Origin of the sequence: Sulfitobacter noctilucae, assembly GCF_000622365.1 — a bacterium.
Classification (GTDB): domain Bacteria; phylum Pseudomonadota; class Alphaproteobacteria; order Rhodobacterales; family Rhodobacteraceae; genus Sulfitobacter; species Sulfitobacter noctilucae.
The window spans coordinates 1-24,260 of the sequence record NZ_JASC01000005.1; the positions used below are offsets into that span (position 1 = coordinate 1).

The window sequence follows — 24,260 nt, forward strand, 5'->3', positions numbered from 1 at the left end:
TCTCTTCAGCAATCTCGATCCCCGCAAGAACCTCCGCGGCGCTCTCCTGCACCGGCTCTTGTGCAACCGTTTCAATCCCCGCGAGGATATCAGCGGCATCCCCATCTGGCTCAGTGTCTTCAACCGCCTCCAACCCGCCGAGGATATCGCTCGCGTCCTCCGTATCGTCGACCTCCGCGACCGGTTCGATCTCGGCGAGAACATCGGCTACGCTCTCCTGCTCGGGTTCTTCCATGGCGGCTTCAATGCTTGCGAGAATGTCGGTGGCATCTTCTTCCGGTTCGACCTCTTCGATCAGATCCAGACCAGCAAGCACCTCATTTGCGCTGTCTTCGACAACCGCGCCATCAACAATTTCTATGCCCGCAAGAACCTCCGCCGTGTCGTTAGCCTCCTCGGTCTCGGGAACAGCGCTTTCCAGTCCGGCCAGAATATCGGTGGTATCCTCGGTGTCGTCAGTTGGGGGCTCAACCGCTTCGATCCCGGCGAGCACATCTACGGCGGTGTCTTCTTCAGGCACCACTTCCACGGTGTCCAAACCAGCGAGGACATCTTCGGTTTTGTCTGCCTCCTCTGGCACTTCGACGCTTTCGATTCCGGCAAGGATATCATCGGACGTTTCGACCGCTGTATCATCCTCGACGGTCTCCAAACTGGCCAGCGCTTCGGCGGCGGCATCAGGCGCGTCGGGGGCATCCGTGGGCGTGCCCTTTTCGATCCCGGCCAGGACCTCTGCGGTACGGTCCTCCGCTAGCGCTTCTTCTGACGGGTTTGCCTCAAGCGCCGCAAGCACGGCTGCACTCTCATTAATCTCCTCCGGCGTGGCCGGCTGAACCGCACGCAAAGCGTCAAGAGTGTTGCCGCTTTCATCGGTGTGCGGCGCGTCCTCAGGAGCAGATGCCCGAAGTGCATCCAGTGCATCAGAACCGCTCTCGGTCGGTGCGACATCCACCGTTGTTTGCCGTAAGGCGTCCAGCGCGGCGTTGCTGTCGTCGGTCTTGTCTTCCGGGACCAACGTGTTGCGTAGGCCTGCGAGCGCGGCGTCGGTTGTATCATCAGGGGCAACCTCGGGCGGGGATGCGGTGCGCAAACCATCCAGTACGCCGGATGTATCGGTGCCCTTCGGTATCTCCACTTCGACGGTGCGCAATGCGTCGAGCGCTTGGGCATGGGCATCCGTTTGTTCCGCCGGATCCGTCGCCAAAGCAGAGAGCAATGCAGGGTTTGCGAGCACCTTTTCAATCAGGCTTTCGGCCCCCGCTTTGCCATCCATATAGGTCATAAGGTTGGTCAACTGCGTGCGCGCCTCAAGCAGTGGGCGCAAAGCCTCGGTCCGGGCGGCAATGGCACCCGGTTCGAAATCGGCCATTTTCTCGAACGTCAAATCAATCGCCAGATTGCCTTCGCCGGTCAGCGTATTTGGCACGGTAAAGGCCGCGCGCGGGGCTATCGCTTTCATCCGGCTGTCGAAATTATCGACGTCGATTTCCAGAAACTTGCGATCCACGACAGATCCCTGATCAACCTCTGATTTACCCGCAAGGTCGCTCATCACGCCCATCACAAAGGGCAGCTGCACCTTCTTCTCGGCCCCATAAAGCTCCACATCATATTCGATCTGGACCCGGGGTGCCCGATTGCGGGCAATGAACTTTTGCGAATTCCCGGCCATTGCGGATCAGCCTCCTCCTTCGCCACGGCTGGCGGCAATCTCTGCACGCAGAGCTTTGACCTCTTCCATCAGGGCCAGCACATTACGGTCCACCGTATCCGTTTCGTCGCGGACAAGCGCACGCAGGTTTTCAAACTCGGCCTCTGTTTCTTCTTCCACGGCCCCCTGCATGGTGTTGACCAGCAGGCCGATAAACAGGTTGAGCACGGAGAAGGCGGTGATGACGATGAACGGGACAAAGAAGGCCCAGGCCGATGGATACTGCTCCATCACCGGGCGCACGATGCCCATTGACCAGCTTTCCAGCGTCATGATCTGGAACAGTGAATAAAGGGATCGGCCCAGCGTGCCGAACCATTCGTCAAAGGCGTTGCCGTACATCAATGTGGCCATCACACCAAAGACGTAGAACACGATGGAGATCATTACGATCACCGCGCCCATCCCCGGCAAGGCATCCAGCAACGCCTGCACCACCGCACGCATTTGCGGCACCACCGACAGAAGACGCATGGCCCGGATCACGCGCAATCCGCGCAGGGCAGACAGCCCTTCCTGGCTTGGCAACAGGCCCAGACCCACAACCGCGAGGTCAAAGATGTTCCAGGCAGAGCGGAAGAATGCGAGCCGGTAGGCATAGAATTTCAACAGAAGTTCGGCCACAAAGATCGTCAACACAACGTTATCGAGCACGGACAAGAGCCCACCCATCTGCGCCATCAGATAGTCAGAAGTGGACATGCCAAGGGTGATGGCATTGAAAATGATAACGACCATGATGGCGTTCTTGAACCAGGAGGCCTCGACCAGATCATAGACCCATGCCCGGCGTGCGCTCATCTTGGTTCTGTCAATCTCTTGCACAATCTCTTTCCTTTTCGTCCGCCCGCCCCCGTTGCTTCGGGCTGTCGTTGATCAGTCGCTCAGCATGGCTTTGTGTCATCCGTCAAAGCTGTAGGTGAAGGTGCTGTCGGTGACATCGATGTTGACCGCCTTGACCGGTTTGCCCTCCATCATCCGGCGCAGAAACTCGGCCGAGATGTCGGGCAGCATGGTGTTGGTCACGATCGCGTCGATCATCCGTCCGCCGCTTTCAATCTCCTGACAACGGTCCACGATCAGATCGACCACGGCATCGGAATAGGTGAAGGGCACGTCGTGCGTTTGCTCCACCCGCTTCTTGATGCGATTCAGCTGCAGCTTCGTGATTTCGGCGATCATATGCGGGCTGAGCGGATAATAGGGGATCGTCACCAGCCGCCCCAGCAGGGCCGCCGGGAAAATCTTGAGCAGAGGATCCCTCAGCGCCTTGGCGATGCCTTCGGGTTCGGGCAGCAGATCAGGATCGCTGCACAGGTCCATGATAAGATCGGAGCCCGCGTTCGAGGTCAGCAGAATGAGCGTGTTCTTAAAATCAATCGTGCGACCTTCGCCGTCTTCCATGACGCCCTTGTCGAACACCTGAAAAAAGATCTCGTGCACATCGGGGTGAGCCTTTTCCACCTCGTCCAGCAATACGACGGAGTATGGTTTGCGCCGCACTGCTTCGGTCAGCACGCCCCCTTCTCCATAGCCGACATACCCCGGAGGCGCGCCTTTCAGTGAGCTGACGCTATGCGCTTCCTGATACTCGCTCATGTTGATCGTGATAACGTTCTGCTCGCCACCATAAAGCACCTCGGCCAAAGCCAGCGCCGTTTCGGTCTTACCCACACCGGATGTACCCGCCAGCATGAAAACGCCAATGGGTTTGTTCGGGTTATCAAGGCCCGCGCGGCTGGTCTGGATGCGTTTGGCGATCATCGCCATCGCGTGGTCCTGACCGATTACACGTTTGCCCAGATGCTCCTCAAGGCTCAGGACCGTGGCAAGTTCATCGCTTACCATGCGGCCCACAGGGATGCCCGTCCAATCACCGACAACGCTGGCGACCGCCTGTTCGTCGACGATGGGCAGGATCAGCGGGCTTTCACCCTGCGCTTCATGCAACTTTGCGTTCGCGGCCTTCAGCTTTTCCATCACTTCGGCGCGTGCAGTCTCATCCAGCGCGTCTTCGCCGCCTTCGGGGGCAAGCTCTGAACCTTCTTCAACGGGCGCACCACCGGCACGCAGTTGCGCACGCAGGTCCAGAATTTCGGCAACGATCTCTTTTTCCACGTCCCAACGGGCCTGCAGGCCGGTCAGTCGCTCTGCGACCTCGGCCTTTTCCGCCTCGACCTTGGCGCGGCGGTCTTCCACGTCAAAGCCGGCAGTTTCGTCGCGCCCGATAATCTCGAGCTCGGTCTCCAGCGCTTCGATCCTGCGCTGTGCATCGTCGACCTGCGCGGGCACGGCATGCTGGCTGACCGCCACACGGGCGCAGGCGGTGTCCAGCACGCTGACCGATTTGTCCGGCAGTTGCCGCGCAGGAATGTAGCGGGCCGACAGCGCCACTGCAGCCTCGATCCCTTCGTCGAGCACCTGCACCTTGTGATGCTTTTCCAGCATCGACGCGATGCCGCGCATCATCATGATGGCTTTGGGCACATCGGGTTCATCCACCTGCACCACCTGAAAGCGGCGGGTCAAAGCGGGGTCTTTTTCGATGTATTTCTTGTATTCGGCCCATGTGGTCGCGCCGATTGTGCGCAATGTCCCTCGTGCAAGCGCCGGTTTCAACAGGTTCGCCGCGTCGCCCGTCCCTGCTGCACCACCGGCACCCACCAGCGTATGGGTTTCATCGACGAACATGATGATCGGCGTGGGACTGGCCTGCACCTCGTCAATGACGGAGCGCAGGCGGTTTTCAAACTCGCCCTTCATGGACGCGCCAGCCTGCAGCAGACCGACATCCAGCACCAGCAGCCGCACATCATGCAGCGCGGGCGGGACATCGCCGCGTGCAATGCGCAGGGCAAAACCCTCAACCACAGCGGTTTTACCGACACCTGCCTCGCCTGTCAGGATCGGGTTGTTCTGCCGGCGCCGCATCAGCACATCAACAATCTGGCGTATTTCCTCATCGCGGCCCACGATGGGATCAATCTCGCCATTCCGCGCCTGTTCGGTCAGATCGGTGCAAAACTGCTCCAGCGCTTCGCCCTTGCCCATCTGGGCTGGCGACATCGCGTCAGAAGCTTCGCCCGGAACCGCCCCGCCGCCCGTATGCGACCCGTCCTGTGCGCCCATATGATCTTCCGGCGAGCCATTGGTGGCATCGTGAAAATTTTCGGCCAGATCGTCATGTTTGATCTTGGCCAGTTCGGGCGAAATGCTTGATAATATGTTGCGCAGCGCGGGCGTCTTCAGCATGCCAAGCAGCAGATGCCCGGTGCGCACATTCGAGGAGCTGTAAAGCAGCGAGCCAAAGACCCAGCCGCGTTCCATCGCATCCATCAGGTGATCGCTCAGGTCGGAAATGGCCGTCGCCCCGCGCGGCAGACCGTCCAGATTGCGGGTCATCTCGGCGGCGATCTTGCCCACATCCAGATCATAGTGATCGACAATGCGGTGGAGGTCACTGTCTTGCCCCTGCAAGATCTGGTGCAGCCAATGCACGACTTCGACGTATGGATTGCCACGCATCTTGCAAAAGACAGTAGCCCCCTCAACCGCCTTGTACCCAAGGCTGTTCAGCTTTCCGAACAATGCGACCCTGCTGATCTCGCTCATTGTGTTACTCCCTTAAATTCGTTCATGCCGAGGCGCTTAAATTGGTTGCCGGGGCCAGAAAAAGATCCCCCGCATCCGGGCGCGGCGTGTCATCGTCTTTCTTCATATCGACCCATGAGCTTTGGCCCAGGCGGGTGGTGCCACCCAAAACTGCGCGCGGCACGTCCTCCCCCTTGAGGATCAGCTGCACATCCCAATCCAGACTGTCGCCGACATAACTGCGCACTATCGCTTCGAGCCGGGAGAACCCCTCGTTGCCGGGTAGAAAGCGGTCATAGCGTTCGCGGTCCAATGGCCCGATGCGTAGGCGAAACTTGGCGGTGCGGCTCCAGACTTTGTTGCCAATGCTGGCGGTCTGGCCTAACCGCGCCATGCTGCCCATTTCCCAGCGGTCATCCGGCTCCAGTTGCAGCCAGCATCCCACGAATTGCTCCAGCTCGACCTGCACGTCAAAGAAGGCGGAGAGAAACGACTTCAATCCGTCCGGGTTCTTGGAATTCTGGGCCATATAGGCGGCGAAGTGACGGCGCGAGAGGTCCGGCATCGCGTCGCGTTCCTGCATCGCATCGCCGCGAAAACCTGCAACAGCCGCGACGCGGCGCTCGAACTCGTCATCCTCGCGGTCAAAGCTTGCGGCGGGCTGGCCGCTGCGCCAGGCACGGTAGAACAGACTCATCATGCGGTGGGTCAGCATGTTGGCAAAGGCCACGATCGTATGGTCGCGCTGGTTCCGCTGCCGGTTGCGCGCGTATTCTGTGAGGTGCAGCGGCAGGGGGCCATGCGGGCCGAACATCCCGAAGAACCGGTTCAGCAGCTTGCCCGGCAATTTGCCTACGCCGGGTTTGAAGCTTGAGATCGTGGAGGGCGGGAACGCCAGTTCTGCTTCTTGACCAAGGCGCACGCGGTCTTCGCGCGGACGGCGTGCGTCGCCCAGTCGTGGCGCATCGGGATAGGCCGCGTCGATGACCCGCATCGCCTGAAAGATATGATGCTTTTCAGGGTCTTCTACCAGTTTGTCGAAGTGGCTCAGAGTATCTGACCCAACCCGCTTGTTGGTCGCCATCGGGCAATTTCCCCTCGTCGTTCGGTCTTGAGAACGGTTTCTGTAAAGCTGTTGATGGTGGCATATTTGCGGAAAAACCGCTCCATCACGGAACCCAGCACATAGACGCTGGTCCCCTCAAAAAAGGATTCGTCAAATTCGATTGTGATCTCCATCCCGCGCACAGCGGTCGACAGGATCTCGTCACTCATCCGGCGCACGATGGGGCGGCTGCGCACATCGGTGATGCCTTCCAGCTGCTTTTCCGTGACGCGGTTGCCAAGCGGCGCGTAAATGCCGATCAACTCGCGCAGCGCCTCGGCTGAGCTGCCCTCATCGGTTTGTGCGATGGACAAATAATTCAGCGACAAATGACTGATCAGGCGCCATGCGGTATCGCCCTGCGCCAACGTCGGATTGGGCCGAGTGGGCGAAATGGGCGTGCGCACGGATTTGACCGGGCCACCATCAGGCAGGTGAAACACATCTGTGTCCCCAACCGACAGGAGCATCGGCAGGTCGCGGTTGGTGCACAACGCGGTGACAGCAAGCTGGTCAAGGCTGGCGCTGTAGGGGGCCTGTTTGCGGTCCACCAGCGACAGGTAAAGCTCTGACCCCAGATAGGAGGTGCGCACACCGCGCAGGCGCTCTTTCTCACTGCGCTGTCGCATCTTGCGGCTTTGGGTGTAATAGGACGTATGCACATCGCCCGCGGCGGTGAAATCGGTCGCGGAATAAAACGGCCGGAACACCACATCGTCAGACCCGTCACCGCTGATGCCCGTGACACTTTCGATGTTGTAAATCTCGTAATCCAGACCGGCGGTGCGGTTGGGTACCACATGCTGCTCTATGTCTTTCGAGGTCACATGCACCCGGTCGCAGCGCTTCTTGAACAGATTGATTGCAGGTACAGCGTTCAGGCCAAAGGCCTCCGGGGTGACAGCCGCGGCAAGGTCGCGGTTGCCATCGCCCAACAGGATATAGATGTCGACTTCATCGCCCTTGGCTTCCTTAAGGGCGGGTTGCAATCCGGCCAGCTGCACGAACAAAAAGCGTTCAGGCATCGCGAAGTATTCCTGCAGCAAACGGTAGCCGTCAAAAGAGCGGCGCGGCGTGGGCAAGAGAGCTTCTTCAGGGGTAAACCCCAGGGGATTGAGCTTGCCGTCCGGCAAGGCGAGGGTCCAATCGGCGCGCCTGTCCGCAGAGCGGCCTGCCAAGGCAACCGTTTGGGTCGAGAGCAATTCGTGCAATTGCCAGCTGCGCCCTGATTGACGTTCGAGATAGAGCGTCAGATTGTCCAGCGCCAGATCAGCGATCGGATCACCGTCCAATCGTTTGAGCCGCAAACGGATGCCCGCCCGCGCAGCCGTATCTGCCCCAACGCCAGCGGCCACCAGACCACCACGGCTTTCGATATACTCCGCCTCTGAAATCTCGATGGGCCAAAGCGTAAGATCATTGGCGGTGCGAAATTCGCAGGCGGTTTGTTCCCCGTCGAGTAGGCGGCTGCGCAGGGTCGTGTGGCGTGGAATTTTATAGCCCTTCTTCAGCCCGGCATTGGCCAGATCGGGCCGTAGCTGCGCGATCATCATCGACGGTGTGGGAGCCAGATAATGGGGATAGATGATCTCGAGCAGGTGCGAGGTGAAGACCGGAAACTGCATTTCGAGTTCCAGCTGAACCCGCGCGGACAGAAACGCCACACCTTCCAGCAAGCGCTCCACATAGGGGTCGAGCACTTCGACCCCTTCCATCCCCAACCGCGATGCGATCTTGGGATAGGCTTCGGCAAACTCGGCCCCCATGTCGCGCATGAAGGCCAGTTCGTTTTCGTAATGTCTGAGCAGCCGGGTATCCATTTTGCGTCAGCCCACCCTGTCCAGCGTCACTTCGCCAGAGGCCATATCGACCTTGCTGCGCAGATAAAGCTCGAGCGGCATGGGCTGGGCCCACATATCGGCGTGAATATCAAACGCGATCTGCGTTTCACCTTTGCTTTGCTCGGTGCGCAGCTCAACCGCAGCAGAGCCACGGATGATGCGCGGCTCGTGAATCGCAATGGCGTTGAGGATTGATTTACGGATCATCTCGGCCCGCTGTGACGTGGAATATTCACCTGCGACCTCGGTTACACCGTAGTTCAGAACCGAACGCGCCGCATGGGGGTAGCGGTTCGCGTCTAAGGTCTTGCCCAGATTGTTGGTGTTCAACAGCCACGACAGATCCCGCTTGATGATCTCGCGCAGGCGCGAAATGTCGATGGCGCGGTGCGTGCGGGATTCGGCTTTCTCGTTCGGCGCATCGTCGGTGAGCCGGTCCAGCAGCGAGGGCTGCAAGCGTTCCGAGAGCAGGTTGTCAGCCATCGCTGGCCGCCTCTCCGGGTGCCGAAGCCAGCACCAACTCGCGGATGTCGAGCAAGGCGATGTCTTCCTGATCCGTCGCAAACAGGCGCTGCCCGGTGCCAAGATAGGTGTCGTTGCCTGCATCGCGCCAATCGGTGGCGCGGGCTAGTTTTGCGGCATCGGTGCCTGTCTCGGGCGTGCCTGCATAACGGGTCGGGATCAGCGCCACGACCTCGCCGCCATTGCGCAGCGTCAGGGTGGCAGCCGTCCAGACATAGTCGCGCAGATCGGCGGGCGGCTCCATCTCAAGCTTGCTAATCTGCGAAAACGGCAGCCAGAAATAGCGTCCGTTCACGATGACTTCCAGAACCGGACCCAGACGCATGTCAGCATCGGCAATCCACTCGAACGCGGTGCCATTGACGGTGCCACTGGTCGCAGGCGCATCGGCGAACGCCTGTTCGCGCAGCTTTGCGGCCTCTTCCAGTTTGCCGGTGGCCAGCAGTTTTTGCGCTTCAATCAACAGGGCAAGCCAGGGCTCAGGCTCGCCAAAAATCATCGGGTCTTTCTCACCCTTGAACACCTTTTCGCGGTAGACCTCGCAGATGATCCCCTCGCGGTAGGTCTGCGCCATCATTAGGGCCAGCGGGTCCATCTCTGCGCTGATTTTAAGCTGCGTGATCGCACGTTTCCAATCGCCCAGAACGCTCAGAAGCTGGAACAGAAAGATGCGCAGCTTGGCATCGGACGGATCGGCGCGCACCTTGTCCTGCAACGCCTTCAGCGTTTCGGTCAGGTTGCCGGATTTCAGATGCTCTTCGGGCGTCATAAGACAGCCTCCGCTCGGTCAGGATGCGAGGAGAATGGTCGCGTAGAAGGTCGAAAGCCGTGCGCGCAAGCCACGCGCACGGCAAAGTCGGAACAATCAGCTGACGTCGCCGGTCCGCAGGTTCCATTTGAACACGTTCTTCGTGGTCAGCGCACCTGTCTGCTGGTTGGTTTCCTTATACTCATGCTCCACCCCGATATAGGCCAGCGCCCATGTTTCCTCGGGGATGCCATCCTCGGAATAGGCGATGGAGTACTTGTCGATGATCACATGCTTGAGCGTCCAGACCGAGAATGCCTTGAGACCCTGAGCCGCACTGTCACCAGACCGGCAGAACTCGATCTTGATTTCGGGGCGGACGGTGCCGTTTGCCACAGATTTAGCGATCTCGTTCGAGGCGATCCCGATTTGAGAGGTCACTTCGATCTTCTGGAAGTTGGTGTTGGCGTGTGCACGCTGGTTTGAGCCGAGATCGGTCATATCAACCGACCGCTCCATCTCGAAGTTGGCGCTTTGGATGACAATCCATTTGTCATGATTGATCTCTGTCGCATCGCCGGGAATATCCGAGATGTGGACGAACATATTAGCAGCCATTGTGCTATTCCTTTCAAAAAGTAGTTTGCGTTATGCGTTATGCGGGCCGACCCGACGGAAATACGGAGGGTTAGGCACCTTTCTCAGAAGGGAGCTTGGAAACAAGCCGCAACGATACCGAAAGACCTTCCAACTGGTAATGTGGTCGCAGGAAGAACTTTGAAGAATAATAACCGGGGTTGCCTTCCACCTCTTCGACCACGACTTCCGCCGCTGCCAGAGGTTTCCGCGCCTTCTCACTTTCCGACGAAACGTCGGCGTTGAAATCAACGTAATTGTTGATCCACTCCTGCAACCAGGCTTCCATATCCTGACGGCTCTTGAACGAGCCGATCTTGTCGCGCACCATGCATTTGAGGTAATGCGCAAAGCGGCATGTGGCGAAAAGATAAGGAAGTCGGGCGGCAAGATTTGCGTTGGCCGTGGCATCCGGGTCGTCATACTCTGCCGGTTTGTGCAGGGATTGAGCGCCCATAAAGGTTGCAACGTCCGTGTTCTTCCGGTGGATCAGCGGCATCATACCATTCTTGGCAAGCTCCGCCTCGCGCCGGTCATCGATGGCAATTTCTGTGGGACATTTCTGGTCCACGCCGCCATCGGTTGTGGGGAAGGTGTGGCTGGGCAGATTCTCCAGCGTACCGCCGGATTCCACACCACGAATGCGGCTACACCAGCCGTATTCCTTGAAGGATCGGTTGATATTCACCGCCATGCCATAGGCCGCGTTGACCCAACCGTATTTGGTAGCATCCGACCCGTCGGTGTCTTCTTCGAAGGCAAACGCCTCCACCGGTTCGGTTTTGGCACCGTAGGGCAAACGACCCAGAAAGCGCGGCATCGCCAGACCGACATACTTTGAATCCTCGCTTTCGCGCAGGGATTTCCAAGAGGCATATTCCGGCGTCTGGAAGATTTTGGTCAGATCGCGCGGATTGCTCAGCTCTGACCAGTTGTCCATCTGGAACAGGCTGGGCTTGGCCCCCGTAATCAACGGTGCGTGGCCTGCGGCGGCAACCTTGGCCATCTCGCCCAACAGCTCGACATCCTGCGGGCTGTGATCGAAATGGTAATCCGCAATTAGCGTGCCGTAAGGCTCACCACCCAGCTGGCTGAATTCCTCGGTATAAAGCTTCTTGAAGATCGGCGACTGGTCCCAAGCGGTACCTTTGAACTTGCGCAGGGTCTTGTGCATGTCCTTCTTGGAGATGTTCATCACCCGGATCTTCAACATCTCGTCCGATTCAGTGTTGTTCACCAGATAATGCAAACCGCGCCAGGCGCTTTCCATCTGCTGGAATTCTTCATGGTGCAGGATAAGGTTCACCTGCTCTGTCAGTTTTTTGTCGATCTCGGCCACGATGCTTTCGATCGAACGCAGCGCATCGTCCGAGATCAGGGCGGTGTTGCTGAGCGCCTGTTCGGCAAGCGCCTTGACCGCCGATTCAACGGCCGTCTTGGCCTGATCCGACTTGGGGCGGAATTCCTTTTGCAGCAGGCTTTCAAACTCCGAAGAGCCAAAGGCCGTGCCACCACCTGCTTCTTCTACCTGGGCTTCTTGTTCGGCCATGAATTATTCCTCCTCTTTCGCGCCGGGCTTGGGCTGAGCGGCCAAAGTTTTCAGCAGGGCAGGATCCTGAATGATCTTGCTGATCAGATCCTCTGCGCCGGTTTTGCCGTCCATGTAGGTCATCAGATTGCTGAGCTGCGTACGCGCATCCAGAAGCTCAGCCAGCGGCTCTACCTTGGCGGCGATGGCAGCAGGGCTGAAATCGTCCATGCTCTCAAATGTGATATCGACAGCCATGTTGCCCTCACCCGTCAGGGTGTTCGGCACAGTGAATGCCGCACGCGGGGCGATGGATTTCATCCGGTCGTCAAAGTTATCAACGTCAATCTCAAGGAACTTGCGATCCGCCACGGCGGGCTGTTCCTTTTCGGATTTACCGGCAAGGTCGCTCATCACGCCCATCACGAAGGGCAGCTGCACCTTTTTCTCGGCACCATACAATTCCACATCATATTCGATCTGGACACGGGGTGCCCTGTTGCGGGCTATGAATTTTTGGGAACTACCGGCCATGAAGGGCTCCTTGGTCTTGAAAAATATGATGCAGGGCGGAACCTGCGGTGAAAAACGAAACCGGGGTCAGGATATTAGTAGTAATCTTCATCTTTCAGCCCCCCCAATTGCTTAACCTGCTCAAAGCCTGATGGTGCAATTTCCTTGATGATCGCGGCGAATTCCATATCGACCAGCTTTTTGCAGCGCTCCAGAAACATCGGCACCGGGCTCGAAGGCTCGTAGCGGGCGTAATAGCCCAGAATACGGTCCATCGTGTTCAGCACATCCTGACGGCTGCTGATTGCGCCGGGTGTCCCCCCGCGCGGGGCGGGCGCTTCGCCTTCGGCAACTTCACCCGGCTCACCAGCTTCTTCACTGGCGGCGTCTTCGGTGCCCATGGCATCCGACAAACGGCGCACCATCGCGTTCAGCGTCTTTGTCACCTCGTTCAGATCAGGCCCCTGCCCCGGTGTCTTGTCCGAAAACACCTCGTCGATCGCTTTGATGTCGGCCTGCGCGGCGATGGTCGATGCCAGGATCGCGGCCAGAACATCAGGGTCGGTATCCTGAAATGCCGCGCCCACCGAAGATGCATCAGGGATGTCCGTCATGCTCGCCGGAGGCGGGATCGTCCCTTCCGCCACATCAATCGCGCGCAGGCTCATCTGGCCGAACATGCGGCTGTCGGTCAGCTTGGTCCGGCGCAGTGCCTTCACGACCGTATCTGTACCGTTCAATCCCTGCACCGCGTTGATCCGCATGGTCGGATCGTTGCCGTCATCCTCGTCCAGTTCCGGGTGACAGGTATCCCAGAAATTCTCGAGGTACCCGCGGATCAGGGCGGTGGCTTCGGCAAAACCTTCCATCCCTTTCGAATATAAAACCGCCTCTGCATAAAAAACTGCAGCGCGAATATCGTGGCTGCGCCCGAGCACAGCTTCAGCCTTCTCGATGACCTCCCCAAAATCGGGATCTTCGGCCTCGAGTATCTTGTCGCCCTCCTGACGTTCCTCGCCAGGCTGCGCCGCCAACTCCATCTCGACGAAGGCGGGGTCATACTCCAAATTCTCACCGCTCGGGGCATCGTCCCCAAGAGAAGAGAGAAGGCTGGTCACGTCCATAATGGCCCCCCGTTGCGCGTGTATCTTGGGAAGTCTGGCAGCAGACCAGGCTAAATCGCTAATACCAAAATACACAAACGGTTCAAAACACTTAAAAAAACAAGCCCGCGACCCGACCCAAAACAGGGGAAAGAAAAATGCAAGCTTGACCAATAGTCAGCCTTATCGTCATTTTTATGTCAATGGCTTTCCACGAAAAAAGCGAAGGAATGTAATTTGGCTTACACCCCTGTCCAGCCCGAAGAGCTTAAAAAAAGCGTGATGATGGGCAAGAAGCGCGTGATGAACCTGGCTTATAACCCCGGACCACAAGGCGATGATCTGCTGATTATCGAGCGGATAAAGGCACCCGAAGTCATTGGAAGAATTGCAAAAAAGCAAGGCGAAGGCACCAAGGTCGCCATCGGCACATTCGAACTGGATGGCAAGATACTCCGCCTGACCGCAAGTCAGGTTGTACCGGCACTTGCCAAACGACTGCGTAAATATCTCAAGACGCTGGATTTATCGTTTCGAATCGAGGTGCTGGACCCAAGCGGCGACCTGATTGAGAGCGAAGACGACGAGGGCGCTCAACCTCAGGGTGCTGTTCCCGCCTCCGCCGGGACAGAAAATGCCCCCTCGGATACCGACCGCAAGGCTGCGGTGACCGAAGCGTTGAAGGCGGCGCAAGCCCCCCTTGCGGCACTCGGTCCTGCCGGGAACGATCTGCGGAAAGTCGCGGCGGCGATTGTCGGGTTGATCAAGGCGGGAGACCTTGAAAAGGCCGAGAAGGCGCTGGCTCTTTTGCAGCGGGGGATCGAAAAGGCCGAGGCGCAGGACACGGCCAGCGACCAGATCGACGCGAAGGGGACCAGCACGCCTGAGGCCAAAGCGGTTCTGGCGCGTGTCTCTGACGTGAAATCCGTTTTGGAAGATATGCCGAAGGCCGAGGCGGACATAATAAAAGCGCATCTGAAACAGGCGCTTGAGGCCTTGTCTGCGCAAGACATTGCCGAAGCCGAAGCGCAACTCGCGCTGGCCGAAGCAACACAGTTGTCGACTGTAAATCCTGTCGATGAAGATGCGCAAGCCGCATCTGAAAGACCCGACCCCGCGCAGCAAAAATGGGAAACCGCAGCGCCCCAGTTGCAAGCCCGCGTCGATGCCGCAATGGCCGCCCGGACGGGCGATACCGCCGCAATTCTGCGTGCCTTTGACTATGCCAAATCGCAGGCTGAAGCGGGCGATTTCACCAGCGCCCTCAAGGCGGGCAGCACCACCGTGGGTCTGTTGAAAGAAGCCGCCGGTGCACCCAACGCCCGCATTCGCGAAGCCGAAGACAGCACCGCTGACAATACGGTTGCCTATGTCCAATCGCGCCTGAGCTGGATCAAAACCCGCAATGGATTGCAGGCTGAATTGGTCAAACTGAAAATGGCCATCGACACGCAAACCAAAGGGATCGAAGGGCTGGAAGAGATTGCCCAGAACACAGGCGTATTGTTTGACTATCTGGACGCGCTCGACACATCACTGGAAACCAAGCTGGAAGCTCTTGTGGAGACACCAGACAGCCCCGCCCGCGCTGCATTGAAAGCCGAAGCGATCAAGGTCATCAGCCATTACCGCGAGACACTGGACAGCGATTTCTTCAAGGCGGTTGACGACAACGGCTTTACCAAGACCACCATCCGCAGCACCGCCCTTGACGCACTTGCGGATGTAGAAACGGCGCTAGCCGCCTGAACCATGATAGGACAAACCATGACCCTTTCGAGATTTTTTGCCACCTTGGTTGCCGGTTGCTTCGCTTTCCTTCCCCTAGTGGCAGTCGCGCAATCTACCGGCGGGCTGACAGTCGAGTTGAACAAGGTAGAGCCTTCTGAAACCGGTGGCTGTAGCGCCTTCTTTCTTTTCCGAAACGAAACTGAAAACAGTTTCGAAGGGTTCGAAATGTCCTTGGCCATTCTCGATAGCGGCGGCGTGATCGACCGCCTTTTGTCGATTGATGCGGCCCCCCTGCCGCTCAGCCGGACAACCTTGAAACTATTCGAGATCCCGGAAATTGCCTGCAATGACATATCGGAAATCCTGTTGCATGACCTCACTGCCTGCCGCCCCCAGAACGGGGAGGAGATGGATTGCTTTCCCATCCTGACCCTGACCAGCCGCGCCCCTGTCGCCTTGGTGAAATAGGATGTCGTTTGACCTCAGCACCCTTGGCCCCGGCGGCGTGATCATCGTTGTACTCGCCCTCTTGTCGGCTTTGTCGCTCACCCTGATCGTGGTTAAGATTGTTCAGCTTTTGCCCGCCCGTGCCGGAGCCGCGCGACGCGACGCTGCAGTGACGATGTGGGCGGAAGGCAAGAAAGATGCGGCCCTTGCCTCGGTCAAGGATGGCAAAAGCCCGGCTGACAGGGTAATATCATACGCAATGACCTCGCTCGCAAAAGGGTTCAAGGGCGCGCCTTTGAATACGGAGCTTCTGCGCCGTGGCAACGAAGAGGTTGCCCGCATGAATAGCATGATACGCGTGCTGGAATTAATCGCGATGATCAGCCCCCTGCTGGGTCTTCTGGGCACCGTGCTTGGCATGATCCAGTCCTTTCAGGCGCTGGAAATGGCGCAGGGGGCGGCCAATGCCTCTGTCTTGGCGGGCGGCATTTGGCAGGCGCTTTTGACCACTGCCGTGGGCCTTCTGGTCGCCATTCCCGCCGCTGTCGGTGCCACGCTTCTGTCAGCCCGCGCTGAAAGTGCCGCGCAGATGATTGAGAACGCCGTAGGACGCCTGATGCTGGTCGAGGAGAACCCCAGTGCCGCGTGACACCCGCCAAACACAGAGAGTAATAGAGTGAGCCAGGCCGACGCCATCATTCTCAGACGCCCGCGCCCGCCGCGTGCGCTGATCTCCTTGGTGGCGATGATCGATGTTCTCTTGATCCTTCTGGTCTTCTTCATGGTTACCTCCACCTACCTTGATCTCGACATGATTCCGGCAGTGTCACAGGACGAGAACACCGCCAGTACCGCGCCTTTGCCTGACCAGCGCAGCCGTCCTCTGATGATCCGTATCGGTGCGGATGGGCGGCCCTTTGTGCGAGGCCAGCCGCTTGATGATCAGATGCTCGCAGCACGGGTGCGTGATGCCAATGGTGCCCCGGTTTTGATCCTGCCCACCGGCGTGGCGCAAACGCAGTCTTTGGTCACAGTCATGGATATTGCCACCCGCGCGGGCGCACGCGAAGTGCGCGTGATCCGGCTTGAGGCGCGGCCATGAGGCTCACGCGCCCCCCTGCCCGGCAGGCACCAGAGACGATTGTCGCCCTCATCGACGTCGTGTTCTTTTTGCTGGTGTTTTTCATGCTGATCGGCCGGATGGATGCAACCGCCCCTTTCGAGGTCTCTCCCCCCGTGGCCCAAACCGGCAGCGACATGCCCGCGGGCGGCATCACCCTGTCCGTTGCCGCTGATGGCGCGATGGCGGTGGATGGTTTGCCCGTTACTGATCCGATGGTGCCCTTGCTCGCAGGGATACGTGAAACACCCGAAACCTTGGTGCGTATCAATGCCCACCACACGGCCGAGCTGCGCCATATCCTGCCGCTGATCGCAGAGCTTGAAGCCGCTGGTGCAAGAGAGGTGGCGCTTGTTGTCACCCCGTCCGCTCCATGAAGAACCCCGCAGGCATATGGGCGCTGGGGCTTGTTGTTTCCATGCTGGTGCATTTGGGCGCAGCGGTCGGATTGCGTGCCGCATTGCAGCCCGAAGAAGTTCAGGACCAGCAAATGCCGGAAAGTCGCCTGTCGGTACAAGCGCAGGACGTCACGCGCAGTTCAGCGGCGGAGAAGGCCCCCGTCAGCGAAGCGACCAAACCGCAAGAGGCCGACGGCGCTTCCCTTAACGCAGGTGCCATCGCGCAATCGAGCGCAGCATCGGTTGCGCCGCAGGTACAGAGCGCGGCCGTACAAGATCCTCAGGCAGCAACGCAGGGCGTATCGGCGGCCGAGGTCAAGCCAATGTCGCAAACCGCCGCCGCCCCTGTTGCCGACAGGGTGCCACAGCGCCCGCCCCGCACGGATCAAGTAACACCCGTCCCGCCGCCAAAGACCGACGCGAGCGAAATGCCCCCGACCGCCGCAGAAGCAGAGGCCGCGCAGGTGCAACCCATCGCTGTCGCATCCCTGAACCCACCAAGCGTCAATACCGCGCCGCGCACCCCTGAGACCCAAAGCACCCCTTCGAGAACCCCGAAAGCCACCGCAAGCAAAGCTGTTCTGGCTTTTCCCGCTGACGGTGCCGTCGATCCTGTTTCGCTTGCCGCATTCCAAAGCTTTACCGCGCCGCAGCAGACCGACAGTGATAATGTCAGGGACAGCCTGACCGCCGCGCTTTCCGTGCCCTGTTCGCGAATGCAAGTCACATTTGATCCCGTGACAACCTCTTTGCAGGTCAGCGGCCATGTGCCCTCGCCCGATCAGCGCGCCCCGGTGTTGCAGGCTTTGCGTGCCCAGATGGGCGCGGATATCGACGTGACAGAGAATTTGCTGATCCTGCCCGCGCCGCAATGTGGCGCGTTGACGAGGATCGCCGAAGTAGGCCTGCCGCAATCCACCGATCAGATCACCAACCCGTTGATCGTTGGTGCCGATACCCACGCGCGGGCCTTTCGCTTTGTCAAAGACCGGCCTTTGGTCATCGAAATGGGCGGGCCGGATTATGCCGCCTACATCTATGTCGACTACTTTGATGCGGACGGAAATGTCATCCACCTCAGCCCGAATGACAGCGCCCCCCTACGCCAGATCGCGCCAAAGGAAGAGATTGTGATCGGGGCGAGAGGACCGGATGATCCGGGACTTTTTGTGCTCGTAGGACCGCCTTATGGCCAAGAGATCGCAGCAGCTTTTGCCGCGTCCGAGCCACTGTACGAGGGGAATCGCCCCGTGGTAGAACCGGCTGCGCCCTATCTCGCCTGGTTGCGCGGACAGGTGGCGCAGGCCCGCGACACCCATCCTGATTTCAAAGGGGAATGGGTCTATTTCTTTGTCACCACAGCCGAAAAATAGCACACGTCAGGCAGCATCCCGACCTGCGCCGAGGTAGAGTTTCTGCATATCCACAAACAAGCCTTGAGTGAGGCTGGAGCGTAGCGGTGCCCAGCCATCGGGGTTTGCTTCGATCTCTGACAGCAGTGCTCTCTTGGCCTGAAACCTTTGCAAAATGTCCTCGCTCGCGGTCTCGATCCAGATAAAATCGAACCCTGCTTCGCTAACGCGCTCGACCCTCAATTCCACACCCGGGCGCAGGGGTGCCTCTGGCAGACGGCGCAACAGATCGAGTTTGAGCAATTCGATCGCTACGTCATCAAGGCCATGTTGTTGCAACAACAGCTTTTCACATGTGCCGGGCCAACCGAAGGTCAGCCTCGGGCGCAGGCTGGCACCCACGGTCTGCGCCGCCTCAGACGCCGCCGCCCCATAGCTTTCATCAAACAGGCCTTGCACCTGATCCTCGAGCGCGAGGTAATCACCGATCTGACGCGGCGGATAGGCGGCCAGCCACAGACCCAGTTCCACGTCGAGATAGTTTAGCACAGGTTCCAGCCGCATGGCTTCACCGCATGAAGGACAAGTGACGTTCTGAAACGTATTGTCCAATATCGCATCGCGCAAATCCGGGCGCCGGTCTGCATTTACGCTGCCTGCTGCCTCAAAATCGGACGTCGTCGCACAGGCCGGGCACTGAATGGTTGTCGTCTCGAACAGGGACATCAGGCATCCTCCTTGACGCAGAGCACTTTGATTTCATCGCGGTGAGGGTGGTTGTCATTCAACCTGCCACTTGCCATCGCGGCATATATTTCCGAAAACCACTCTCCCGGCGCACGAAACTGGTAGCCGGACACCGCAAACCGCCGCGCGCTTGTCAGATACCGGTGCCATGAACCGGCATAGCTTTCGACATAGGTATAGTCGCCGATGGCACAGGCTTTGGCCACACTGGCCGATTGCCATGGCGCATTTGCTTCGCGGGCGCGGTCCACAAAATTGCGGCAGGCCTCTTTGCGGCGCTGCCATTCGTCACTGTCGCACCCTTTAGGCTCTGGTACAGGCAGATCGCGACCGGCGGACCCGGCCATGTATTCGGCTATATAATCGGCATCGAACTCAAACTCCGCAGCGATGATGCCAGCGGGCTCCGTCACGTTGCTGCCATAGGCTTTCCAGCCTGCCAGCCGTTCGCCGTGCTTTTTCATATACCCCAGCTTGTCGTCCACCGCATGGCCGACCTCGTGCAGGGTGTTCCAACTGAAGGCCGTGCGCGCCTCGCCTTCCTTGGGAACGGCATCGGGATCAATCTCGCCAATCTCATGCTCTACCGAAATCGCGTATATGCGCGAGGATGCTTCATCACCTTCGCGCATCACCACCCGCTTTTCCGATGGCTGGTATTCCGATCCGACCTGCGTGCCGCTCAGATGCTCAAAGCTGAGCATACTGTCATTATCGAGCGTATTACTGTCGGGCAATTTCGACATTTCCAAATAAAAACGGCGCAGGTTGGCGGCGGGCAGATCCATCTGGTCTTCGGCCTGCGGGTCCGCGCCGCCCGCCCCCGGTTTCATCATCTCAAGCTTGCAGCCAAAGCGCGCCTCAAACGCAACTGCCATGACCTTGCGCTGCACCGAAGCCTCAAGACTGTCGATCAGATCATCGAACATCGCAGTGCCCCCCGGTGCCTCAAGGATTGCCTTAATATCGCCCAGTTCGGGGGTCTTGTTTGTCGCCACCTCGGCCCGCAGCTTGGCCAATGCCAAACAATGCGCGGCGGCGGCGACTTCGGCCTTGGCATCGCGGTGATTGCGGTCGGCAGCACGGGTGGCGGCGGTATCAAGGTGTTTGCGCACCTGGGTCAGATCGGCACGGATCAGATGGCGCGTCTCGCCTTTTTCCAGCGCGGCAAGCTCTGTATCCACCGGCGCCCGTTGGGCCATATAGGCCTCATGCGCGTCGATGATCCCGCGCAGATCACGCAGGGCGGAGATGGCCTCTTCGATGTCATTGCGAGTCTGGGCGCGGTTCGCATGGTTATGCCGTGCCGCCGACATGGCCAGATCCACCGCCGAGATGCGCCCGGTAACATCCAGCCGGGCGATACTGCTGCCCGCTCCACGCGCCAACAGGCTTTCACCCAGACCGCGTGCGGTGCCAGCGGCGTCATTCAACTGATCGTACTGTGCCATCAGAAGACGCATTTGCACGCAGGCATCCACTGCCGCCTCCACATCGCGACGGGCGTTATAAAAATCGTCTGCGGCGATCTTCTCCGCCCCGTCCAGCAGCATGTTGCAGTCGAGCATCTGCGCGTGAACATACATCGCCGACGGCTCCCGCATCATCTTGCGCAATGTCAGGCGCACGGTGGCGATCAGCGGGATCAAATCCTCCGGTGTGTCCGGCGCCACTTCAGTAATCAGAGTTGTCATCGCCGCATAATCCTCGACCGAAGCCGCAGTGCTTTGCGCGGCGGCACATTCGTCTTTCAACTCGGCGTAAAGGGTGGCGGCGAGATCAAAGGCAAAAGACAGCATCTTGCGTTCGGCGTTGCGGTCCTTGCCCTCCAGCCGCACCAAGAGAGTCTCAATCGCTGAAGCGTCAAGCTGGCGGACGGCTACAAGAGCCTCGCGAGCGCGGGTTTGCTGAAGCAGGCAGTGATCATAGGCGTCCAACTGCGCAGCGGCGGCGTCGCAAGTCTCAGAAAATCCGTCGAGCCGTTTCAATGCACCTGTATAATTCTCCAGCGCCTCAAGTTCGGCCAAAGCATCAAAGCGCTGGCGCAGCGCGACAACCGCATCATGCCCCGGCCCTGCTTCGGGAACGCTACGCAGCTCAAGCGCGTCAAGCTTGTCAGCCGCCGCGATACGGACGGGCAGAAACGCGTCGAAACTCTCGGCCTTTTTGCGGGCACCGATCATCACCCAATAGGCATCGGTCGCCATCCCGTGCGCTTGTTTAAAGTTGCCCTTTTGCAGCGCCGCGAGGGCACCGTCGGTCAAAGTCTTAAGCTCGGCCATCTCCGGCACCGTGGTCGCATGCCCCTGCTCGACCCCCGCCTGCCCGATCACATAGGTGTAAAGCAACCCAACCGCCTCTTTGCAGGCTGTGCATTGGTCCGCCTGAAGTGCTGCCAGTGCCTCGCCTTTGGCGGCTTGCGCCCGCGCCTCTCTCAGGTCGCGGGCATCGAACGCCGCATCCATTGCGTCTCTGATCGCCCTAATCTGCGTGCTCTGCGCTTGCAGATAGGGTTGCACATCTGGCGCGCTATATGCGGCCATCGCCTTGTTCATCCTGGTACGCGCATCGGCAATGGTGGTTGTGTAAACCTCCATCGTATCCACCCCGCGCCGGGCGTTGATCTGGGCAGTGTTCAACAAGGTGATGGCACCGGCAAAATCATATTCCGGTGAGGCGGCAGCTTGCTCGGCTGCGTCCAGCGCCCCTTGTGCCGCATCGACTTCAGCGTCAACCACACCCTCGGCATTCGCACCGACAGCAGAGGCTACGGCTGTTTCTGCTAAACCAAGCTGGGTATCGAAGCTGGCCGCCGCTGACAATTTGAACGCGATGTCCCGGCAGGTGGCAAATGCCGCGTTCAGTGTCGCTTCCGCCTTGGCCAGATCGGTTTGCATCAGCCCTTCAACCGTCCGTGCCTGATCATAGGCGGCCACCAAAGCCTCGCTGAACAGCCCCTTTTTATCCAACCCTGCCACATGCCTATGGGTTTTGGTAAAGGCCGCATGCACCGTCTTAAAGTCACTGTCCCCCGTGAGGCTCATGCCATCTGTGCCACCCTGATGCCCGTCGATCAAAGCCGCCGTTTCTGCATCTTTCACAGCGCGGTGAATGTCGACGATAGCGCTTTCCAACAGAGTGGCCGCAGCCATCCAATTACCGCGCTGTGTTGCTGCGACCGCATGACCCAACATCGCCTGTGCTGTCGCCCTTGCCTCTGTCGCATCGGTGGAGCCGACGCCCTCCAACTTTTTAAGCTCGGTATCGAACTCCTGTTTGCAGGCCAGATAAGCCGCCGCATCGTCGGCCAGTCTGATCATCTCGCCATGTTGATCTTTGAGCCGCACAGACATGGCATGGGCGAGTTTGAAATCGCCCGACGCTTCCGCCGCATCTCGCTTGCCCTGATCCCCAACCAAGGCTTGATAATATCCTTCAATGGCGATCCGGCCTTTGGCCCCTTCCCGCGCCTGGGTTTCCTGCAATCGCTGGTCAAAAGCGGCTTTCTCATCAAGGTAAGAGGTAATCAACTCTGCCTTGGTCGCCATCTGGCTAAGATAGCGTTGCAACGCCAACAAACGCCCCGACGCCCGGCGGTGCGCGCCCGCGGCGGCATCATCGCGCGCCTCGTCCAGTGCCCGCGCGGCATAGGTGTTTTCGGAAGAGAGCATGCCCAATACCTGTGGCGCAAAGCTTGACTGAATATGGCTTTGCCACGCAATGCAGTTCTTCTCGCTATCTTTGAAATCTTTGGCGAACCGGTTCTGGTCCAGAATATCTTCAACGGCTTTGGGGATGGCATTTAACGCCGTCAGCGCGGCTGTCATCTGTCCGGCGCTCAGCGCGGTTGTTGCCTGTGTCAGCAGGTCATGCGCTGCAAGATGGTCATCCTTGAGATGCGGCAGCGCATAGGTGTTCGGCCCCGGCAAAGTCGCCAAAAGAGCGCGCCGTTCGGCAAAGACCGCTTTTATATTAGCGAAGTCGTCAGCGAAATCGAGCGCGTCCTTCAGATCATGCCGCACGGCGGCAATCTGCGTGCTGGCCTGTACATATTCATGGGCGTCAGCGCGCGCCTTGGCCTGTGCATAGGCCGCTTTGATCTTGTCGAATTCCGGTTTCACGAAACGCGCATTCTTGCCGGCCGGATGGGCGAGCATTACCGCATAGCGCACCTGAAAGGCCTCGTGATCCTTGACCCAGGCCTGCGCCAACGCGATCAGCTTGTCGGCGTCCCGGTTGACCTGCGCGAGCGCCGCCTCTGCATCCTCGGCCAGACCGGCCAGCGCATCGACTGGCGCATCAACGCCGGCATCCAGTTTGGTCTGTACCAAAGTACATCCCATTGCCAGCGAGAGCGGAATGGCCTCTGCCCCAAACTGAAGGGCAAGTTTCTCCTGCAAGACGGCCAGTTGATTATGGATGTCCGACAGTATCCGCCGCGCGGCCAGCACAGAGGGTTCCAACCCGGCTTCGGCATCTGCCTTGACCGAGCGCAGGGTCGGCTCTGCCACGGCAAACGGATTGTCATCGTCCGTCTGGCTTCGTGCGATCATCGCCTTCAATCGAGCCATCGCCTTCACCGCTGACTGAATATCGACCAACGTCACCGGCTCAGTTGCCAGTTTCTCCTGAATGAAGGTCCAAGTCAGCGTTACATCGCTTTGCGCTTTCTCAGGGTCTGACGGCCCTCCTCCCAGCCGTTCCATCGCCTCTTCCAATGGACCAATGCCAGCTTCGGCCTCAGCCTTGAGCCGCGCAATTTGCTGTGCTTCATCGACTTCGACCAGTAACTTGTGACCCCCCTCGAAGTTCAGCGCCTTCGGGTTTCGCTCGATCACCGCTTCTGCGGCGCGGAGTTTGGCCAACAGTTCGATCCGCAGATCAGGGTCCTGCAACAATTCAACTTCGGCGCGAATCACATCCTGTTCGGCATTGAACAGTCGAAACTGCTCTTGCGCGGCGCGGCGGCGTTCTTTTGCAGCCTTTCGATTGAATACCTTTGGCACTTTCAAAAAGCGTTCAACAAAATCGCTCTGCTGCTGGGTCAATCCTTCGATTGCCATTCCGGTCCTCCAGAAGAACATAAGCGGGACGCAGAAAAATAAGGTGCTTGAAATAAAGTGCGTGGCGCCCGCATGTTGCAAGTGAAAACCAGCGTTTGCAGCAA

At 59.0% G+C, this 24,260-nt stretch carries 18 protein-coding genes and 1 pseudogene; 6 read left to right on the forward strand and 13 right to left on the reverse strand.

Annotated features, from left to right (window positions below; translation table 11 throughout):
* Nucleotides 1-1,162: 1,162 nt before the first annotated feature.
* From tssB (Z945_RS19380) to tssA, 11 genes and pseudogenes are all read right to left on the reverse strand, one after another.
* Nucleotides 1,163-1,672: pseudogene (gene tssB, locus Z945_RS19380) on the reverse strand (type VI secretion system contractile sheath small subunit); the annotation flags it as partial.
* 6 nt (nucleotides 1,673-1,678) lie between these two features.
* Complete coding sequence (locus Z945_RS0105175) at nucleotides 1,679-2,512, reverse strand: ion transporter (RefSeq protein ID WP_037970646.1); 834 nt, start codon at nucleotides 2,510-2,512, stop codon at nucleotides 1,679-1,681.
* Between the two features lie 99 nt (nucleotides 2,513-2,611).
* A complete protein-coding gene (gene tssH, locus Z945_RS0105180; protein WP_025051050.1) occupies nucleotides 2,612-5,323 on the reverse strand; it encodes a type VI secretion system ATPase TssH in 2,712 nt (903 codons plus the stop codon).
* A gap of 22 nt (nucleotides 5,324-5,345) precedes the next feature.
* On the reverse strand, nucleotides 5,346-6,386 hold the full coding sequence (tssG, locus tag Z945_RS0105185) for a type VI secretion system baseplate subunit TssG (protein WP_025051051.1): 1,041 nt from the start codon (nucleotides 6,384-6,386) through the stop codon (nucleotides 5,346-5,348).
* Nucleotides 6,350-8,227, reverse strand: coding sequence for a type VI secretion system baseplate subunit TssF (tssF, locus tag Z945_RS0105190; RefSeq protein ID WP_025051052.1), 1,878 nt, complete (start codon nucleotides 8,225-8,227; stop codon nucleotides 6,350-6,352). Before tssF ends, tssG begins: the two co-directional genes overlap by 37 nt.
* Nucleotides 8,228-8,233: 6 nt before the next feature.
* Nucleotides 8,234-8,731: a type VI secretion system baseplate subunit TssE gene (gene tssE / locus Z945_RS0105195; protein WP_025051053.1), complete on the reverse strand. Its 498-nt coding sequence runs from the start codon at nucleotides 8,729-8,731 to the stop codon at nucleotides 8,234-8,236.
* Complete coding sequence (locus Z945_RS0105200) at nucleotides 8,724-9,539, reverse strand: type VI secretion system accessory protein TagJ (RefSeq protein WP_025051054.1); 816 nt, start codon at nucleotides 9,537-9,539, stop codon at nucleotides 8,724-8,726. The genes tssE and Z945_RS0105200 overlap by 8 nt, the downstream gene beginning before the upstream one ends.
* A 96-nt stretch (nucleotides 9,540-9,635) precedes the next feature.
* On the reverse strand, nucleotides 9,636-10,136 hold the full coding sequence (locus Z945_RS0105205) for an Hcp family type VI secretion system effector (RefSeq protein ID WP_025051055.1): 501 nt from the start codon (nucleotides 10,134-10,136) through the stop codon (nucleotides 9,636-9,638).
* A 70-nt stretch (nucleotides 10,137-10,206) separates the two neighbouring features.
* Entirely contained in the window at nucleotides 10,207-11,703 is a 1,497-nt protein-coding gene (tssC, locus tag Z945_RS0105210) for a type VI secretion system contractile sheath large subunit (RefSeq protein WP_025051056.1), read from the reverse strand.
* A 3-nt stretch (nucleotides 11,704-11,706) separates the two neighbouring features.
* On the reverse strand, nucleotides 11,707-12,216 hold the full coding sequence (gene tssB / locus Z945_RS0105215) for a type VI secretion system contractile sheath small subunit (RefSeq protein ID WP_025051057.1): 510 nt from the start codon (nucleotides 12,214-12,216) through the stop codon (nucleotides 11,707-11,709).
* Nucleotides 12,217-12,290: 74 nt separating this feature from the next.
* Nucleotides 12,291-13,319 carry a type VI secretion system protein TssA gene (tssA, locus tag Z945_RS0105220; RefSeq protein ID WP_025051058.1) on the reverse strand — a complete coding sequence of 343 codons (1,029 nt, stop codon included), beginning with the start codon at nucleotides 13,317-13,319 and terminating at the stop codon, nucleotides 12,291-12,293.
* A 216-nt stretch (nucleotides 13,320-13,535) separates the two neighbouring features.
* Between tssA and Z945_RS0105225 the strand changes: the two genes are divergently transcribed.
* From Z945_RS0105225 to Z945_RS0105250, 6 genes are read left to right on the forward strand one after another with little or no spacing between them, the layout of a single operon-like run.
* Nucleotides 13,536-15,047, forward strand: coding sequence for a hypothetical protein (locus Z945_RS0105225; RefSeq protein ID WP_025051059.1), 1,512 nt, complete (start codon nucleotides 13,536-13,538; stop codon nucleotides 15,045-15,047).
* An 18-nt stretch (nucleotides 15,048-15,065) separates the two neighbouring features.
* The gene (locus tag Z945_RS0105230) at nucleotides 15,066-15,497 is read left to right on the forward strand and encodes a hypothetical protein (RefSeq protein WP_025051060.1); all 432 of its coding nucleotides are present in this window, start codon (nucleotides 15,066-15,068) and stop codon (nucleotides 15,495-15,497) included.
* A 1-nt stretch (nucleotide 15,498) separates the two neighbouring features.
* Nucleotides 15,499-16,125: a MotA/TolQ/ExbB proton channel family protein gene (locus tag Z945_RS0105235; RefSeq protein ID WP_025051061.1), complete on the forward strand. Its 627-nt coding sequence runs from the start codon at nucleotides 15,499-15,501 to the stop codon at nucleotides 16,123-16,125.
* Nucleotides 16,126-16,152: 27 nt separating this feature from the next.
* On the forward strand, nucleotides 16,153-16,578 hold the full coding sequence (locus Z945_RS0105240) for an ExbD/TolR family protein (protein ID WP_277618912.1): 426 nt from the start codon (nucleotides 16,153-16,155) through the stop codon (nucleotides 16,576-16,578).
* On the forward strand, nucleotides 16,575-16,973 hold the full coding sequence (locus Z945_RS0105245; protein ID WP_025051063.1) for an ExbD/TolR family protein: 399 nt from the start codon (nucleotides 16,575-16,577) through the stop codon (nucleotides 16,971-16,973). Before Z945_RS0105240 ends, Z945_RS0105245 begins: the two co-directional genes overlap by 4 nt.
* On the forward strand, nucleotides 16,970-18,367 hold the full coding sequence (locus Z945_RS0105250) for a DUF4384 domain-containing protein (RefSeq protein ID WP_025051064.1): 1,398 nt from the start codon (nucleotides 16,970-16,972) through the stop codon (nucleotides 18,365-18,367). The genes Z945_RS0105245 and Z945_RS0105250 overlap by 4 nt, the downstream gene beginning before the upstream one ends.
* Nucleotides 18,368-18,373: 6 nt before the next feature.
* Here the strand turns inward: Z945_RS0105250 and Z945_RS0105255 are convergent, their stop codons facing one another.
* Nucleotides 18,374-19,072, reverse strand: a complete 699-nt coding sequence (locus Z945_RS0105255; RefSeq protein ID WP_025051065.1) for a CpXC domain-containing protein — start codon at nucleotides 19,070-19,072, stop codon at nucleotides 18,374-18,376.
* A complete protein-coding gene (locus Z945_RS0105260) occupies nucleotides 19,072-24,156 on the reverse strand; it encodes a hypothetical protein (protein WP_025051066.1) in 5,085 nt (1,694 codons plus the stop codon). Before Z945_RS0105260 ends, Z945_RS0105255 begins: the two co-directional genes overlap by 1 nt.
* Nucleotides 24,157-24,260: the final 104 nt, after the last annotated feature.

Excerpts from the sequence above, each read along its gene's own strand:
- Z945_RS0105260 (WP_025051066.1), bottom strand. The coding sequence starts at position 24,156 with ATGGCAATCGAAGGATTGACCCAGCAGCAGAGCGATTTTGTTGAACGC.
- tssH (WP_025051050.1), bottom strand. The coding sequence starts at position 5,323 with ATGAGCGAGATCAGCAGGGTCGCATTGTTCGGAAAGCTGAACAGCCTT.
- Z945_RS0105230 (WP_025051060.1), top strand. The coding sequence starts at position 15,066 with ATGACCCTTTCGAGATTTTTTGCCACCTTGGTTGCCGGTTGCTTCGCT.
- tssG (WP_025051051.1), bottom strand. The coding sequence starts at position 6,386 with ATGGCGACCAACAAGCGGGTTGGGTCAGATACTCTGAGCCACTTCGAC.
- tssA (WP_025051058.1), bottom strand. The coding sequence starts at position 13,319 with ATGGACGTGACCAGCCTTCTCTCTTCTCTTGGGGACGATGCCCCGAGC.
- Z945_RS0105205 (WP_025051055.1), bottom strand. The coding sequence starts at position 10,136 with ATGGCTGCTAATATGTTCGTCCACATCTCGGATATTCCCGGCGATGCG.
- tssF (WP_025051052.1), bottom strand. The coding sequence starts at position 8,227 with ATGGATACCCGGCTGCTCAGACATTACGAAAACGAACTGGCCTTCATG.
- Z945_RS0105175 (WP_037970646.1), bottom strand. The coding sequence starts at position 2,512 with ATGAGCGCACGCCGGGCATGGGTCTATGATCTGGTCGAGGCCTCCTGG.
- tssB (WP_025051057.1), bottom strand. The coding sequence starts at position 12,216 with ATGGCCGGTAGTTCCCAAAAATTCATAGCCCGCAACAGGGCACCCCGT.
- Z945_RS0105255 (WP_025051065.1), bottom strand. The coding sequence starts at position 19,072 with ATGTCCCTGTTCGAGACGACAACCATTCAGTGCCCGGCCTGTGCGACG.
- tssC (WP_025051056.1), bottom strand. The coding sequence starts at position 11,703 with ATGGCCGAACAAGAAGCCCAGGTAGAAGAAGCAGGTGGTGGCACGGCC.
- Z945_RS0105245 (WP_025051063.1), top strand. The coding sequence starts at position 16,575 with ATGAGGCTCACGCGCCCCCCTGCCCGGCAGGCACCAGAGACGATTGTC.
- Z945_RS0105250 (WP_025051064.1), top strand. The coding sequence starts at position 16,970 with ATGAAGAACCCCGCAGGCATATGGGCGCTGGGGCTTGTTGTTTCCATG.
- tssE (WP_025051053.1), bottom strand. The coding sequence starts at position 8,731 with ATGGCTGACAACCTGCTCTCGGAACGCTTGCAGCCCTCGCTGCTGGAC.
- Z945_RS0105235 (WP_025051061.1), top strand. The coding sequence starts at position 15,499 with ATGTCGTTTGACCTCAGCACCCTTGGCCCCGGCGGCGTGATCATCGTT.
- Z945_RS0105200 (WP_025051054.1), bottom strand. The coding sequence starts at position 9,539 with ATGACGCCCGAAGAGCATCTGAAATCCGGCAACCTGACCGAAACGCTG.